The organism is Agrobacterium sp. LR_9 (assembly GCF_041954855.1).
Classification (GTDB): Bacteria; Pseudomonadota; Alphaproteobacteria; order Rhizobiales; family Rhizobiaceae; genus Agrobacterium; species Agrobacterium leguminum.
The window spans coordinates 81,465-97,702 of the sequence record NZ_JAVAYA010000014.1 but is presented as its reverse complement, the minus strand read 5'-3'; the positions used below and the strand labels follow the sequence as shown (position 1 = coordinate 97,702).

The window sequence follows — 16,238 nt, the reverse complement described above, 5'->3', positions numbered from 1 at the left end:
TCGAGATCAGGCGATGTCCGCCGCAAGTTCCTTGCAGCCGGTTTCAAGCAGATGGCCAAGATGCGATACGAAACTGTTCCAGACATCCATGCGGAAACGGTTTTCCGCATCGCGCCAGAGCACCACGCTGACGCCATCGAAAATCGTCCGGCGTCCCTCGCCGACGGCAATCGTATCGATGTCGCGGGCGCAGCCCAGCGTCAGCAATTCGGCAGCCTGCGGACCTTCGATCAGGAGCGTCATTTCTCGTCCGGAAATATCGACGAGACTATGCGGATGGCTGGCGTAAACGCCTGCGCAGGCGGCAATCAGCCTGTCGACCGCGCTGACAGGTGCAAGCACGGTCCATTCGTCGGGGCCAAGGCGCAGGACCTCGATGTCGCCTGAAGCGGCGCGGAGGCCGATCCGGTCCGGCAGGGTAAGGCCAAGGGCGGCGTTGAGCGGGGCGAGATCGCCACGCGCCCGCAGCGACAGCCGCGCCTGCGCGGCCAGAATGCTGACCCGGGCTGCTTTGCTCTCGGCCAGCGTGCCGGGAACGGGGGAGGAAACGCGCATGTTCATTGTCATCTCCTAGAGCATTTCCAGTAAAGGCGAATTCGCCTTTACGTCCGGAAAATGCGCAAAAACAAAGAGTTATAGCATATTTGGCGAACTTGTGTTCGCCGGATATGCGCTAGTCAAATCTTCAGGCGGGTATTTTCGGGATCGACAAAGACCATTCCGGTGATTTTCGCGGCAATGGTGCGATCCAGCATGGGGATGTAGACGGTCTCGCCCATCCGCTCATGGCCGCCCTCAACCAGAGCCAGCGCAATCGGCTGGCCTGCGGCATCCGAGTGATAGGACGAGGTGACGTGACCCACCATTTTCATCGGGATCGGCTGTTTCGCATCGAAGACGATCTGCGCGCCCTCTTCCAGCTTGGAGCGGTCTTCGGTCAGAAGACCGACGAGGTGGCGGCGACCCTTGGCGACGAGATCGGGGCGGGCAAGGCCGCGCTTGCCGACGAAATCCGGCTTGTTCTTGCCCACGGCCCAGCCCATCGCCGCATCATAGGGCGTAACCGTGCCATCGGTGTCCTGGCCGACGATGATGTAGCCCTTTTCCGCACGCAGCACATGCATAGTCTCGGTGCCGTAAGGCGTGATCCCATATTCCTGACCGGCTTCCCACAGGATTTCCCAGAGCTTGCGGCCGAGCGGTGCAGGCACATTGACCTCGAAGCCGATCTCGCCGGTGAAGCTGACGCGGAACAGCCGCGCCGGCATGCCGGCCACGGTGCATTCCACGCAGGACATATGCGGGAAAGCCTCTTCCGTCAGTTCGACGCCTTGCACCAGCGGCGCGAGCAGCTTTGCCGCGTTCGGGCCGTTCAGCGCAATGGTCGACCACTGTTCGGTGGTCGAGGTCAGCCAGACATTGAGATCGGGCCATTCGGTCTGGAGGTAATCCTCCATCATGTTCAGCACGCGGGCGGCACCGCCGGTGGTGGTGGTGACATGGAAACGGTCCTCGGTCATGCGGCCGATGACGCCGTCATCGCGGATGAAGCCGTCATCGCCGAGCAGCAGGCCATAACGGCAACGGCCGGCGGCAAGCTTCGTCCAGGGATTGGTATACATGCGGTTCATGAACTCGACCGCATCGGGACCGACAACCTCGATCTTGCCGAGCGTCGAGGCATCGAAAATGCCAACGCTCTGGCGCACCGCCCGGCATTCACGGCTGACCGCCGCATCCATGTCTTCGCCCGGCTTCGGGAAATACCAGGCGCGACGCCATTGCCCGACCGGCTCGTAAACCGCGCCGTGCTCCTCAGCCCAACCGTCGATCTGCGTCTTGCGCGTCACTTCGAAATGCGCACCGCGGTGATAACCCGCAAAAGCGCCGAAGGTCGTTGGCGTATAGGGCGGACGGAAGGTGGTCAGCCCCACCTGCGGCTGGCGCTTGCCCAGCGCTTCTGCCGCGATGTTGAGGCCGTTGATGTTGGACATCTTGCCCTGATCGGTCGCCATGCCGTTGGTGGTATAGCGCTTGACATGCTCGATGGAACGCATGCCCTCACGCACGGCAAGCCGCAGATCCTTGGCGGTCACGTCATTCTGGTAATCCACGAAGGCCTTGGCCTTGCCGGCATCGCGGTCGCTCGGCAGTTCCGTGTGCGAGACGCCGCTGCCGGTACGGTCATGTTCCACCGCATGGCTGGAACTATTGGCGGCCTTGCCGAGTGCGGCGGCGACTTCGCGACCCCGTTCCGCACCGTCCTTCAACGCGGCCTCGATGCCCCACAGCCCTCGCCCGGCCCCGGCAATGACGCAATCCTCGTTAGTGAGGGCAGGAAGGAACGTAGTCCGTTCATCGTCCCAGGCGATCTTGCCCTGCGTATGGGAAAAGAGATGCAGCGACGGCGTCCAGCCGCCCGACATCAGCACCGCATCACAGGCAATCTCCTGTCCCGCACCGACCGACGCGCCATTAACCGCATTGACCCGGACGGACTTGACCCGCAGCCGGCCCGAGGTCGCCGTGACCGTATGCGACAGCTTGACCGGAATGCCGAGCGCGCGCGCTTCGTTCACCAGTTCCTCGCGCACCTTGGCGCGGGTATCGACAATGGCCTGAACACGGGCACCCGCGCCCTGAAGATCGAAGGCGGCATACCAGGCGCTGTCATGGCTCGTCGCCACCACCGGCCGGTTACCGACCTTGACGCCGTAACGGTTGAGATAGGTCTGGGCAGCCCCCGCCAGCATCACGCCCGGACGGTCGTTGCCGTGGAAGACCAGCGGCTTTTCCAGCGCGCCCTGCGCCAGCACCACCTGGCGCGCCCGAACGCGCCACAGGCGCTCGCGCGGCGTATCTTTCGGCACGGTTTCCAGATGGTCGGTCAGCTTTTCGCAAAGGCCGATCATGTTCTGGTGGTAATAGGCAATCGCCGTCGTGCGGGTCATCACCCTGACGCCGCGCTCTTTCAGCGCCTTCAACTCATCCGCCAGCCAGTTCCATGCGGGCTTGCCGTCGATCTTCGCCTGCGGCTCGGACAGAAGCGTACCGCCGGCTTCGGCATTTTCATCGACCAGCACGACCTTCAGACCATCGACCGCCGCCGCACGCGCTGCCGCGAGACCCGCGGGACCGGCGCCGACGATCAGCACATCGCAATGCAGGTTGCGCGAGGCATAGGTGTCGGGGTCCTCCTCCGTCGGCGAAACGCCGAGACCCGCAGCCGCGCGGATGAAGGGCTCGTAGACCTTGTTCCAGAAGCTCTTCGGCCACATGAAGGTCTTGTAATAGAAGCCCGCCGAAAACAGCATATAGGCCATGTCGTTGACCGCGCCGATATCGAATTTCAGGCTCGGATATTTGTTCTGCGAGGTGGTTTCCAGCCCGTTCCAGATTTCCTGCACCGTGGCGCGGGTGTTCGGTTCGAAACGTCCGGCGCCGCGGCGGGTGCCGATCAGCGCATTCGGCTCCTCAGAACCCGCCGCCACCGGGCCGCGCGGGCGGTGGTATTTGAACGAGCGGCCCATCAGATGCACGCCATTGGCGAGAAGTGCGGAGGCGACCGTATCGCCCTTCACACCGCGATAGGTCTTGCCGTCGAAGGTGAAGCTCACGGAGCGGGCGGCATCCACACGGCCACGGCCGGAAACGCGATAAGAGTTCATTTCGACACCTCGGAACTGGCTGGTGCACGGGTCAGGGAAGAAAGTTCAGGACGCGGCTCGCCCGCCCGATAGGTCGTGAGGAAACGGTCGCTCACCGTGTCGCGCACGGCGTTGAAAAAGCGGCCGCAGCCATGCAGGTGCCGCCAGCGCTCGAAATGCGGGCCCTTGACGTTTTCGCGGATGAACAGGAATTCTTCCCATTGCTCATCGGTCTGCGACGAGGGATCGGCGGCGCGGGTAATATGGGCCTGCCCGGCATAGGTGAATTCGGCTTCCGGCAGTGTTTCGTTGCAATACGGGCAGCGGATCAAAAGCATCGTCGTATCCTCAGTGCGCCACGGCTGCGGCGGCGGCCTCGTCGATCAGGCGGCCGGAACGGAAGCGTTCCAGCGTGAAAGGCGCGTTGATCGGGTGCGGTTCGTTTTTGGCGATGGTCCAGGCGAAGGTATGGGCAGCGCCGGGCGTGGCCTTGAAACCGCCGGTACCCCAGCCGCAATTGACGTAAAGGCCGGCAACCGGCGTCTTGCCGAGAATGGCCGAGCGATCCGGCGTCACATCGACGATGCCGCCCCATTTGCGCAGCATCCGCATGCGGTTGAAGATCGGGAAGATCTCGACGATGGCCGCGATGGTATGCTCGATCAGCGGCAGGCCGCCGCGCTGCGAATAGGAGGTATATTGGTCCGTACCTGAACCGATCACCAGCTCGCCCTTGTCGGACTGGCTGATATAGGCGTGAACCGCGTTCGACATGACCACGCAGGGGAAGATCGGCTTGATCGGCTCCGACACCAGCGCTTGCAACGGATAGCTTTCGAGCGGCAGGCGCACGCCGGCCGTGTCCATGACGACCGAGGTGTGGCCGGCGGCGGAAACCGCGACCTTCTTCGCCTTGATGAAGCCCCTCGCCGTCTCGACGCCCGCGACCGAGCCATCGGCATTGCGGCGAATGGCCGTGACCGGGCAGTTCTGGATGATATCGACGCCGCGGGCGGCAGCGCCGCGCGCATAACCCCAGGCGACCGCATCGTGGCGCGCCGTGCCGGCCCGTTCCTGAAGCGCGCCGCCCATGACCGGATAGCGGGCATTCGGCGCAATGCTGAGCGGCGGGCAGTATTCCTTGCATTCTTCCGGGGTGAGCCAGCGATTGTCGACGCCGTTCAAACGGTTGGAATGGATGTGGCGCTTGAAGCTCTGCACGTCATGGACGTTATGCGCCAGCATCAGCACGCCGCGCCTTGAATACATGACGTTGTAGTTCAATTCCTGGCTCAAATTCTCCCACAGATCGACGGCGTGATCGTAAAGACGGGCGCTCTCGTCATAGAGATAGTTCGAGCGGATGATCGTGGTGTTGCGGCCGGTATTGCCGCCGCCGAGCCAGCCCTTGTCGATGACGGCGACATTGGTGATGCCGTGCTGGCTGGCCAGATAATAGGCAGCGCCCAGACCATGGCCGCCGGCGCCGACGATGACCACGTCATATTCGGCTTTCGGCTGACTGTCGGGCCATTGCTCGTCCCAGTTCTTGTGGCCGGTCACGGCATTCCGCAAAAGATTGAAAGCATTAAAACGCGTCATGAGCGGACCCGATGGTTGGAAAATCTCGTGTCGCAAAGCTAGGAGCATTTGCCGCGCCCCGGCTGGACAATCGCGTCTGTTTGCATGAATATTTGCGTCATGACCTCACCCCGCGCCAGAAAACGCCTCAGCGTCGCCTTCCTGCTTGCCGACCGCTTCACGCTGTCGGCCTTCGCGAATTTCGTCGATGTGCTGCGCCTTGCGGCCGATGAGGCGGACCGTTCGCGGCCTATCCTGTGCGAATGGTCGGTGCTCTCGGCGACCATGAGCAGCGTGCAGTCGAGTTGCGGCGTGAAGGTGCAGCCGGATACACGGCTGATGGACGCCGGGCACTACGACTATATCGTCGTCGTCGGTGGCTTGATCAGCGATCACAGCGCCCTGCCGCAGGAGGCGCTGCGCTTCCTGAAGGAACGGGCGGCGGCGGGCGTTCCCATCGTCGGGCTATGCACCGGCGTTTTCATCCTGCACGAGGCCGGCCTACTCGATGGTTATCGCTGCTGCGTAAGCTGGTTCCACCACCAGGATTTTCTCGACCGTTTCGATACCGTACAGATGATCTCCGACCAGATTTTCGTCATCGACCGCGACCGGCTGACCTGTTCCGGCGGCCACGGCGCAGCGCATCTGGCAGCCTTCCTCGTCGAGCGTCATGTCGGCCAGTCCGCCGCCATCAAAAGCCTCAACATCATGATGATCGACAGCGCGCTGAGCGGCGAAAAGCCTCAACCCGGCCAGCAGAGCACGCGCAAGGCCAACGATCCCCTCGTCAAAAAAGCAATCCTGCGGATGCAGCAGAATATCGAGGTTCCGAGAACCGTGCTGGAACTGGCGAATGATCTCGGCCTTGGCCGCCGCAGCCTCGAACGGCGTTTCCTGAACGACCTCAGCGCAACGCCTTCGAAGGTCTATCTCGAGCTTCGACTGGATCGCGCTCTGTCGCTGCTGCGCACGACGCGTGACAGCATCACCCAGATTTCGCTCGCCACCGGTTTTTGCGATGCGCCGCACCTTTCCCGCACGCTACGAGCCGAGCGCGGTTTCACCCCCAGCGAATATCGCAAGACTCAGGCCGGCCACGTCGCAACCGAAGAGGAATTCGCCGTCGGCGTGCTGCTTCCACAATCCTGAAAATCTTGCCTCTGTTCTAGGAACCCGCCCCCATGAAGGTCAGCCGGGTAAGAGCCGTATAGCTGGATTCCGAGGCCATCAGGGCTGCGAAGACGAGCACGAGAACCGGCGGAAGCAGGATGGCGTAGACCAGAACCAGCCGTTCCCAGGCCATATGCATGAAAATCGCCATGATCAGCCCCGCCTTCAGGATCATGAAGAGGATGATGAGAGACCATCTCGGATAGCTCTGAATGCCAAGATAATCGACCATATAGGAGAAGGCGCTGAGGACGAAAAGCAGTCCCCAGACCACCATGTAAAGTCTTATCGGATGCTGCTGTCCCTGTTGTGACTGTTGCTGTGCCATAATGCCATCCTCACTCACCACAGATAGAAGAATGCGAAGATAAAGACCCACACCAGATCCACGAAGTGCCAGTAAAGCCCGGTTATCTCGACGATCTCGTATTGCCCCTTGCGGCTGGTGAAGAACCCCCGCCTTTCTTCATCGAAATCTCCCCGCCACACCTTGCGCGCGACGATGAGAAGAAACAGGACGCCGATGGACACATGGGTGCCGTGAAAGCCCGTGATCATGAAGAAAGCCGAACCGAACTGCGCCGCACCCCACGGGTTTTCCCAGGGGCGAACGCCCTCCGCGATCAGCTTGCTCCATTCGAATGCCTGCATTCCCACGAATGTCGCGCCAAGCGCTGCCGTCGCCACCATCAGCGCGGCGGTTTTGCGACGGTCGCGGCGATATGCGAAGTTGACGGCCATGGCCATCGTGCCGCTGCTGCTGATGAGAACAAAGGTCATGATGGCAATCAGGATCAGCGGAATGTGCCGGCCGGCAATCGTGAGCGCGAAAACCTCGCTCGGATTGGGCCAGGCCGCGGTGGCCGACATGCGCGCCGCCATATAGGCCAGCAGGAAACAGCCGAAAATGAAGATATCGCTCAGGATGAATATCCACATCATCGCCTTGCCCCAGGAGACGTTCTTGAACGCCCGCTGGTCCGATGACAGATCGGCGGCGACGCCGCGCAGTCCCGCCGGCCGCAGATGCGGATCACTTACCGGTCTTTCCTCCATGGATGCGGCCATGATCGACACTCCTCAGGTGACCAATTGACGGCAGAGATCGACGAAACTGTTCGCCCAACCGGCGAAAAGCGCAAAAAGGACCAGCCAGACGATCAGCATGAAATGCCAGTAGATGGCGCACAGCTCCACACTCAGGCGCATCCTTGCCGACAAGGGCTCGCTCCGGGCACGGATTGCGGTGCGTCCAAGCACGAAGAGCCCGCCCAATATATGCAGGCCGTGCAGGCCCGTGATCATGTAGAAGAAGCTGTTCGATGGGTTATCCGCCAGAACATAGCCTGCGGAGATGAGTTGCCGCCACGCCAGGAATTGACCGGCGACAAAGAAAACAGCCGTTGCAAAGGCTGTCACAAGAGCCGCGTTCAGCCTGTCGCGATGATCTGGACGGATTTCGGTTTTCGCCCATTGCAGCGCCAGACTGCTGGCGGCAAGCGTCGCAGTATTCACCCATAACAGTCTGGGGATCGGGATACCCCACCAGTCGGCGCCGCCCATGCGGCCGAGATAGGCGCTAATGAGCAAGGTGAACAACGCACCGACAACCGCCAGAAATATCCCAAGTCCGACTTTCGCAATCGTCGCCGACGATCCCTGCATCTGCTGCGCATCGCCTGCCAAACCGACTTCCAGCCAGGGCTTCGAGGCCAGCCGCTGCCGCGCCATCCACCAGCCGATGATGCCGGCGATCCCGGCCATGAAGACGAGGATGGCGCTCATGACACAGCTCTTTCGGAAGGCCCGGCCGCAGCCGGCTGGTTTTGCGGCAGGAAGTCCTCAGCCGCGCCGGGCACGCTGTAATCATATGGCCAGCGATAAACGACCGGCAGTTCCTTGCCCCAGTTGCCATGAACCGGCGGGGTCTGCGGCGTCTGCCACTCCAGTGTCGTGGCCCGCCACGGATTGCCGACCGCCTTTTTGCCCCAGCGCAGGCTCCACTCGAGATTGAACACGAATAGCAGTTGAGCCGCACCGACGATGAGCGCGGCCACGGTGATGAATATGTTCAACGTATGCGCCGAATCTGGAATGAAGGCGGTTTCGCCCAGCTCGTAATAGCGGCGCGGCACCCCCATCAGCCCGAGATAATGCATCGGGAAGAAGATGGCATAGGCACCGAGAAAGGTGATCCAGAAATGGACGTGCCCCATCGCCTCGTTCAGCATCCGGCCCGTGACTTTCGGATACCAGTGATGAATCGCACCGAAGATCACCATGATCGGCGCGACCCCCATCACCATATGAAAATGGGCGACCACGAACATCGTATCCGAAAGCGGCACATCGACGACGACATTGCCGAGGAAGAGGCCCGTCAATCCGCCATTGATGAATGTGACGATGAAGGCGAGCGCAAACAGCATCGGCAGGGTGAGATGGATATCGCCGCGCCAGAGTGTCAGCACCCAGTTATAGACCTTGATCGCCGTCGGCACGGCGATGATCAGCGTCGTGGTTGCGAAAAAGAACCCGAAATTCGGGTTCATGCCGCTGACATACATATGATGCGCCCAGACGACGAAGCTCAGCGCCGCGATGATGACGATCGCCCAGACCATCATGCGGTAGCCGAAGATATTCTTGCGCGCATGGGTGCTGATCAGATCCGAGACGATGCCGAAGGCGGGAAGTGCGACGATATAGACTTCCGGATGGCCGAAGAACCAGAACAGGTGCTGGAACAGGATGGGACTGCCGCCCTCCTGCTTCAATTGTTCGCCCATCTCCACGATGGCCGGCATGAAGAAGCTCGTGCCGAGCAGCCGGTCGAACAGCATCATGACCGCGGCGACGAAGAGCGCCGGGAAAGCGAGCAGCGCCATGGCCGTCGCCGTGAATATGCCCCATATCGTCAATGGCATGCGCATCAGCGTCATGCCCCGCGTGCATCCCTGCAACACGGTGACGACGTAATTCAGCCCGCCCAAAGTAAAGCCGATGATGAACAGGATCAGCGATGACAGCATCAGGATGATGCCCCAGTCGCGCCCGCCCGGCGTTCCCGAAAGAAGCGCCTGCGGCGGATAGAGCGTCCAGCCGGCGCCCGTCGGCCCGCCGGGTGCGAAGAAACCGGCCACCAGCACAAGGACGGCGGAAAGGTAGAGCCAGTAGCTCAGCATATTGGCATAGGGAAACACCATGTCGCGCGCGCCGAGCATCAGCGGGATCAGGTAGTTGCCGAAACCGCCGAGAAACAATGCAGTCAGCAGGTAGATCACCATGATCATGCCATGCATGGTGATGAACTGATAATAATGTTCCGCATCGATGAAGGAGAAATAGCCGGGAAAAGCGAGCTGCAGCCGCATCAGCCAGGAAAGCACCAGCGCCACCATGCCTATTGCGATGGCTGTCAGGAAATATTGAATGGCAATGATCTTGGCATCCTGGCTGAAGACATATTTCGTCCACCAGCTTTTCGGATGATAAAGCTCGACGTCCTCGACTTCAGCGGGCTGAATGACCTGCCCGGCGCCGGATCCAATCTCGACCATGTTCCATCCTCCCTGTTCTCCCGATGCGGCCTTCCCTTCCAATCTGCACGGCGCTTATCTGGCCGCCGACGTTTCCGCCGAAGCCAGCAGTTTCGAGAAAGTCGGCTGCTGCTGCAGCCAGGCCTGATAATCGGTCTCGGTATCGACGACGACGGTACTGCGCATCTGCGGATGGCCCACACCGCACAGTTCCGCGCAGAGAACCTCGAAAGTTCCCGTCCGGGTCGGCGTAAACCAGTAATAGGTGACCGAGCCGGGGATCATGTCCATTTTGGCCCGGAACTCCGGCACATAGAAATCATGCACGACATCGACCGCGCGCAGCAGCATTTTCACCGGCCTGCCGGCGGGCAGATGCAACTCGCCGCCTTCAATGATGACATCGTCCATTCCGGCGGGATCGTTCCTGTTCAGGCCGAGCGGATTGCCGGGGCCAATAGCGCGCGTATCCGCCCGCCCGAGCCGTCCGTCCGCTCCCGGCAGGCGGAAACTCCATTGCCATTGCTGACCGACGACTTCCACCTCGCTCGCACCGTCCGGTACGGTCACGAACTGGTTCCATACGAAGAGGCCCGGCAGAAGCATTGCAGCCACCCCAACCCCGGTTCCGCCCGCCAGCCACCATTCCAGGCGCTTGTTTTCGGGCTCGTATGCAGCCCGGTTTCCGGCGCGGTGCCTGAAGCGGAACACGCAATAGGCGACGAACAGCACGACGGCCGAGAAAACGAAGCCGGTGATCCAGAAAGTGATGATGATCGTATTGTCGATATAGCTCCAGTTCGAGGCTATCGGCGTCCACCACCACGGGCTTAGCAGGTGGAATACGATCGATCCCACCACCAGCAGAACGAGAATCACAACGACAGCCATCGTCTCCTCCCGTGACCCGGCCACGAATACTTCTACAACCCCATCGCGAAGTATATTAGAATTATCTCATAAATTGATCGGGCGAGCAATTATGGTAGCGCCTGCGGCAGCGTCTCCTTCCTGTGCGCCTGCATCAATCGCGAAGGCAATCGCGAAAAGCAGACAGATCGGAAGAAAACGATACCACATGGCATCCCCGCACTCTCCATGGCCTTCCCAACCGCCGCGGCTCCCCTCGCGGGGCCGCAACGGCAGGGAGGATGATCTACGGATAGATTTCCTCTATGAATTCAGGGCGTACGGCTTGGATAATCGGACACGATCAGTTTCCGATAGAGGTGCCAAGTCGAGTGGCCGAGGATGGGCATGACGACCGCGAGGCCGATAAATACCGGGATCGTGCCGACGACCAGCAAGGCCGCGACGATCAATCCCCAAAGCGCCACCGGAACCGGGTTGGCAAGCGTGGCGCGGACGCTCGCATCCACCGCCGCGACTGCGCCGACATCCCGGTCGAGCAGCAGCGGGAACGCCACCACCGTTGTCGCCAGCACGACGACCGCGAAAACGAAGCCGGCCAGATTGCCCCAGATGATGAGGGAGAGACCTTGTGAGGTCGTCAATACGTCCGACAAAAAGGTGGAGAGCGAAACCGGACCGGTCGCATCGAAAGTCGCAGTGTAGATGCTCTGCGCAACAATCAACCAGACGACGAAAAGCACGAAAAGCATGACGGCGACCGCGATGATCGACGGCAGGGCCGGAGAGTGCCGAACCTCCAGTGCGTGCCGCCAGGAGCTATCCAACCCCTGCTCGCGTCGTCGACTGATTTCATAAAGCCCGATGGCCGCGATCGGACCAATCAGTGCAAAACCCGACATCAGCGGATAAATAACCGGCAGCAGATTGGCGCCGGAACTCCACATCACCAGAAAAACACCGGCGATCGGATACATAAGACAGAGAAAAACATAGTGGGACGGCTTTTCTTTAAAGTCCTCAAGTCCCAGCTTCAACGCATCCACAATATCCGGGATGCCAATCTTGCGGACTTCCGGGCGGGCAAATTCGCCACTCGCACCGGCCATGACATGGAATGCCGTCATAGCACTTCTCCTCCTGCGCCATGATCCGGCTGGCGGTACAGGAACGCTCGGTGACCTCTATCGACGCGTCAAACCGCAACCGGCTGTTTTGTAATTTATCAAATTCTGTCGCCTTTGTCGCCTGTTCTTTAAATTGGAGAAATCAGATGCCCGCTGCCGGCATGGTCGACAGAACCGCACTCGTGCAGGTTTGGGATCGTTGCCAGCTCCGTGCACTGTCTATGGCGCGTGCGAAGCGAGCATGGTCTTTGGCATCGACCGATCCGTCGGGCGCGAATATCTCGGCATCGCCTCGTAGGGCCGCGACATCGACGCCGCACAGTTCCGCCAGGCCGAGCGCCGTCAGCTCGCGCATGGCGGGCACGCAAATGGTTCGACCGCTGGCGGTGGCCAGAAAGCGGGCGAAATAGCGGCTGTTCGACAAGCCGCCATCGATGGAGATCGTATCGCCTATGGGGGCGACCGCCGATGCCACCTGGATCAACCGCGCCGTCAGCAGGGCAATGCCTTCCAGCATGGCACGCACCATGTCACGCCGCTCGGTCGCGTGGTCCATGCCGATGAACAACGGCACGGCCTGCCTGTCCCAATAGGGCGCGGCAAGGCCCGAAAGGGCGGGCACGAAGACAAGGCCGCGGCGAATGGCCGACGGCCCCTCGAAACCGTCGAGTTCGGTATTTTCAGCATAGAGGCCGATCTTTTTCGCCCATTCGAGCGCCGCGCCGGCATCATAGATTCCGCCTTCGATGGCGAAAACCGCAGGCGCGCCCTGCATTTGCCAGCCAACGGTCGGCAGAAGCTCTCCCGTCAAAGGCCTCCCGTTACCGGCAACGGCCAGCAGAAAGGCCCCGGTTCCGAAGGTTATCTTGCAATCGCCGGCCTTGCGGCAGCCATGCCCATAAAGCGCTGCCTGCTGATCGACGATGGAAACGCGGATAGGAGTTCCGTCAACCGCGCCGAAGCCGCCATCGACAGGACCGATCTTGGGCAGGCAATCCAGCGGCACGCCGTGAAGCGCGCAGAGTTCCGGGCTCCAGTCTCCGGTTGAAAGATCGAGCAGACCCGTGCGCGACGCCGTTGCAAGGTCGGTGCGGAAACAGCCCGTCAGCCGGTCCAGAAAAAAAGCATCGGTGGTGCCCAGCCGCAAACGGCCTGCCGCGCGTGCCTGTGCCACCGCTGGATTGTGCCTGACCAGCCAGGCCAGTTTACTGGCCGAAAAATAGGGATCGAGCGGCAGCCCGCAAATCGCTTTCGAACGATCCGTTGCCGAAGGCGGCAGGGCGGAGAGCGCTTCGGCGGTGCGGGCATCCTGCCAGACGATGACCGGCGACAGCGCCTCCCCGCTCACGGCATCCCACGCCAGGCAACTCTCGCCCTGATTGGCGATGGCGATGGCATCCACCGGCCCGGCGGCAGCCAGCACTGCGCGGATGTTGCCCAGCAGTTCTTCCGGATCATGTTCCACATGGCCGGCGGCCGGATAAAATTGTGCGTGACGCCGGCTGGCCACGACCTCCGCCGTGCCGCCATCGCTCACCACAAGGCACCGGGTCGATGTCGTTCCCTGATCGATTGCCGCGATGCGCATCAATTGGCCTCCTGAAAGTGAAAAGCAATCTGCCCCGCTTCAAACGCAGCGCCGGGAATGGGCACCAACACACGACGTTCAGGACGCCAACGGCCGGTCTTGCTCCACACGTCCGTTCCGTCGAGATGCAGCGAAAGCCGGCCTTGAATACGTCTGGTGAAACGAAGCTGAAAATCGCGAAATGCGGGTCTGTCGAGCCCACCCGGCCGCAACATGGCGGGAACCGCCAGCTTGAGCGGATCGGCGAAGGTGACGGGCACCCCCGGTGCGCCGCATGGTTCCCGGGCGAGATCGTCAGCCACCGCCGCGCCAACCCGACGCCCTTCGCGAAACGCCCAGCCGCCCGTTTCCACGGCTCGCAAGACATTCCCGCCGGCGAAGAATATCGGGTTGGGCATCCGTCCGTCCTGATCGATCAGCGGCCCGGCGCTGCCTGCCGCAACATCCACGGGGGATGCATTGAGAAGCGCTGCCTCCGGCGTGAACCGCCCGGTGAGCAGAACACCGTCGCATTGAACCGTCAGGATGCGACCGTCCGCCAGACGGATATCGGCTTCTTCGAGCCGGCCGCATCCGCGAATATCCGTAAGTACCGCGCCACAATGAAAGGGCACCCCGGCCAGTCGCGGAAACCAATGGAAAGGCGACCGCGCCAGCGGATGCGGTTCCGGCTCGATCATCGCCACAGGCCGGGCGCGATGCGTCAGGCAGGTTAGAAGCGCGGAAAAGGAAACCAGTTCCGAACCGACGATGAGCGGCCGACGAAAGGGCATGATGCCGTGAAAGGCGACATAGGATTGCAGCGTGCCGGTGGTGACCACACCCACCGGCCGGTCGCCGGGCAGAAGACGCGCGGAGCGTGGTTTTTCCCGCGCGCCGGTCGCAAGCACGATACGCCGGGCCTTCAGCGTCTCGACGCCGCGCGCCGACGTCACGAGCAGCGCGCCATCCTGCCCGAGTTCCACCACGGAATGACCGGTGCGGATATCGACACCCGCATCCTGCGCCTGCCGCTGCAGGCGTTGCGCATAGGCCGGGCCGAAATAGACGCGTCCGAATTCACGCATGCCGAAGGGCGAATGCAGGCAATGCCGGGTTGCGCCACCAAGGGCCGGCTCACGCTCGAGGATCATCACGCGGGCGGTACCGCGCGCTTTCAGCTCCAGCGCCGCCGCCACACCCGCCGGGCCGCCGCCGACCACGATGACATCCGCACTCATCGGTCGCCTCCCTCGTGAACGGCAAGCGGGATCGCCAGGCGGTCGCGCGTCATCGCGGCCAGCCGGGCGTTACAATAAAAGCCTTGGCAGCGGCCCATGCCGGCGCGGGTGCGGCGCCGCAGCCCACCGAAATCGCCCGGCGGCACCGGGCTTAAAAAGGTCGCCTCAATCTCGCGCCGCGTGACGAGTTCGCAATGACAGACGATTTCGCCGTGATCGGCACGCTGCCAGTCCCGCTCGCAGGTTTCCGTCAGGTTGGGCATCGTCACGTCAGGAGCCGAGGGCGGTGGGACAAAATGCGTGCCGAAACCTTCGTGAAGCTTCAGCGCATGTTGCGCCAGACCGAGGGCGGCGCTCAGGCCGGTGGAGCGAATGCCGCCGAGCGTGATCGCGCGCCGGTCCGGCCGGGCGGAAATGCGGTAATGCTTCTTTTCAGACGCCGGTCGCAGACCGGCATAAACGGCGGTTACGGAAACGGAAGCAAGCGCCGGAACGATCTCCGCGCCGCGTTCCAGCAGTGCTTCCAGCGTCGCCGTCTCGACCGTCGCGCGCTCCCGGTCTTCCTGCTCTTCCGCCGTCGGGCCGACGAGAACATTACCGAAGGCGCTGGGGCACACGACGATGCCCTTGGTGATTTCGGTCGGAACGGGCAGGACGATGCGCGGCACATGCCGGCGGGCAGCCTTGTCCAGCACCACGAACTGCCCCTTGCGGGGCTTGATGGCAAAGTCGGGCGAAAGCCCCAGACGCGCGTCGACAATATCGCCGAACAGCCCGGCGGCATTGACAATGCTTGCGGCAAGGATAACGCCGGCCGTCGTCTCGATCCGCCACGCGCCGTCGAACGCACCGGACAGGACTTCCGCGTTGGGCACCAGCTGCGCGCCGAGCGCCACCGCCTGCGTAAGATAGCCAAGCGGTGCGGACCAAGGATCGATGATATGTTCACCCGGAACGTCGAGCGCGGCGACAAGGCGGTCGGACAGGCCCGGCATGGTTTCGCGAGCCTGCCCCGCTGTGAGAAGCTCAAGCCCGGCAATGCCGTTGCGCCGCCCCTGATCGGCAATCGCCTGCAGTTTTTCCGCCTCGTCCGGGTTCCAGGCGCAGACCAGCGCGCCTGTTTCGACGAGGCTGAGGCCCATCTGCGCATGAATGGAGAGATATTCCTCCCGGCCGGCCTTCACCAGTTCCAGTTCCAGACTGCCTTCTGGCGCATCGAAACCGGTATGGAGGATGGCGCTATTGGCCTTGGAGGCGCCGGAGAGGATATCGGGGCCTTTTTCGATGACCACCACCTTCGCACCGGCCAGCGCGAAACGGCGGGCGACCGCGCAACCGACCACACCGGCGCCGATGACGGCGACATCAAATTCCGTGGAGGGGGTTTCAGCCATGGCCTTCCCTTTGCCTTCGTCTTTCAAAGCGAAATCAGCAGGCGCGACGGATCGCGCCGATGCAGCAGCAGCGTTCATAAACGGGAGTGAAATTCGCGC

General features: G+C 62.0%; 14 protein-coding genes. 1 reads left to right on the top strand and 13 read right to left on the bottom strand.

Annotated elements, in window-relative coordinates:
- Nucleotides 1-6: 6 nt before the first annotated feature.
- From soxG to RAC79_RS16905, 4 genes are all read right to left on the bottom strand, one after another.
- Nucleotides 7-561 carry a sarcosine oxidase subunit gamma family protein gene (gene soxG, locus RAC79_RS16920; RefSeq protein WP_174040304.1) on the bottom strand — a complete coding sequence of 185 codons (555 nt, stop codon included), beginning with the start codon at nucleotides 559-561 and terminating at the stop codon, nucleotides 7-9.
- Nucleotides 562-677: 116 nt separating this feature from the next.
- The gene (locus tag RAC79_RS16915) at nucleotides 678-3,668 is read right to left on the bottom strand and encodes a sarcosine oxidase subunit alpha (protein WP_174040302.1); all 2,991 of its coding nucleotides are present in this window, start codon (nucleotides 3,666-3,668) and stop codon (nucleotides 678-680) included.
- Nucleotides 3,665-3,985 (bottom strand): sarcosine oxidase subunit delta, encoded by a 321-nt coding sequence (locus RAC79_RS16910; protein WP_003504489.1) that lies wholly within the window; start codon nucleotides 3,983-3,985, stop codon nucleotides 3,665-3,667. Before RAC79_RS16910 ends, RAC79_RS16915 begins: the two co-directional genes overlap by 4 nt.
- 10 nt (nucleotides 3,986-3,995) lie before the next feature.
- Nucleotides 3,996-5,249 carry a sarcosine oxidase subunit beta family protein gene (locus RAC79_RS16905; protein WP_078052863.1) on the bottom strand — a complete coding sequence of 418 codons (1,254 nt, stop codon included), beginning with the start codon at nucleotides 5,247-5,249 and terminating at the stop codon, nucleotides 3,996-3,998.
- Nucleotides 5,250-5,333: 84 nt separating this feature from the next.
- On the opposite strand from RAC79_RS16905, the gene RAC79_RS16900 reads away from it, so the two are divergent.
- On the top strand, nucleotides 5,334-6,380 hold the full coding sequence (locus RAC79_RS16900; RefSeq protein WP_174040300.1) for a GlxA family transcriptional regulator: 1,047 nt from the start codon (nucleotides 5,334-5,336) through the stop codon (nucleotides 6,378-6,380).
- A gap of 16 nt (nucleotides 6,381-6,396) precedes the next feature.
- On the opposite strand, the gene RAC79_RS16895 is transcribed toward RAC79_RS16900, so the two are convergent.
- The 9 genes from RAC79_RS16895 to RAC79_RS16855 form a co-directional block, all read right to left on the bottom strand.
- Nucleotides 6,397-6,729 (bottom strand): cytochrome C oxidase subunit IV family protein, encoded by a 333-nt coding sequence (locus tag RAC79_RS16895; RefSeq protein WP_080857789.1) that lies wholly within the window; start codon nucleotides 6,727-6,729, stop codon nucleotides 6,397-6,399.
- Nucleotides 6,730-6,743: 14 nt separating this feature from the next.
- Nucleotides 6,744-7,469 carry a heme-copper oxidase subunit III family protein gene (locus tag RAC79_RS16890; protein WP_003521989.1) on the bottom strand — a complete coding sequence of 242 codons (726 nt, stop codon included), beginning with the start codon at nucleotides 7,467-7,469 and terminating at the stop codon, nucleotides 6,744-6,746.
- A 12-nt stretch (nucleotides 7,470-7,481) separates the two neighbouring features.
- On the bottom strand, nucleotides 7,482-8,186 hold the full coding sequence (locus tag RAC79_RS16885; RefSeq protein WP_174040298.1) for a cytochrome c oxidase subunit 3: 705 nt from the start codon (nucleotides 8,184-8,186) through the stop codon (nucleotides 7,482-7,484).
- Nucleotides 8,183-9,961 carry a cytochrome c oxidase subunit I gene (locus RAC79_RS16880; RefSeq protein WP_374997299.1) on the bottom strand — a complete coding sequence of 593 codons (1,779 nt, stop codon included), beginning with the start codon at nucleotides 9,959-9,961 and terminating at the stop codon, nucleotides 8,183-8,185. Before RAC79_RS16880 ends, RAC79_RS16885 begins: the two co-directional genes overlap by 4 nt.
- Nucleotides 9,962-10,015: 54 nt before the next feature.
- Nucleotides 10,016-10,831 (bottom strand): cytochrome c oxidase subunit II, encoded by an 816-nt coding sequence (locus RAC79_RS16875; RefSeq protein ID WP_142845631.1) that lies wholly within the window; start codon nucleotides 10,829-10,831, stop codon nucleotides 10,016-10,018.
- A gap of 290 nt (nucleotides 10,832-11,121) precedes the next feature.
- Nucleotides 11,122-11,937 (bottom strand): DUF2189 domain-containing protein, encoded by an 816-nt coding sequence (locus RAC79_RS16870; protein WP_142845632.1) that lies wholly within the window; start codon nucleotides 11,935-11,937, stop codon nucleotides 11,122-11,124.
- 142 nt (nucleotides 11,938-12,079) lie between these two features.
- Nucleotides 12,080-13,525: an FGGY family carbohydrate kinase gene (locus tag RAC79_RS16865; protein WP_174040295.1), complete on the bottom strand. Its 1,446-nt coding sequence runs from the start codon at nucleotides 13,523-13,525 to the stop codon at nucleotides 12,080-12,082.
- Nucleotides 13,525-14,745 carry an NAD(P)/FAD-dependent oxidoreductase gene (locus RAC79_RS16860; RefSeq protein WP_374997298.1) on the bottom strand — a complete coding sequence of 407 codons (1,221 nt, stop codon included), beginning with the start codon at nucleotides 14,743-14,745 and terminating at the stop codon, nucleotides 13,525-13,527. Before RAC79_RS16860 ends, RAC79_RS16865 begins: the two co-directional genes overlap by 1 nt.
- On the bottom strand, nucleotides 14,742-16,139 hold the full coding sequence (locus RAC79_RS16855) for an NAD(P)/FAD-dependent oxidoreductase (RefSeq protein ID WP_374997297.1): 1,398 nt from the start codon (nucleotides 16,137-16,139) through the stop codon (nucleotides 14,742-14,744). The genes RAC79_RS16860 and RAC79_RS16855 overlap by 4 nt, the downstream gene beginning before the upstream one ends.
- Nucleotides 16,140-16,238 lie beyond the last annotated feature (99 nt).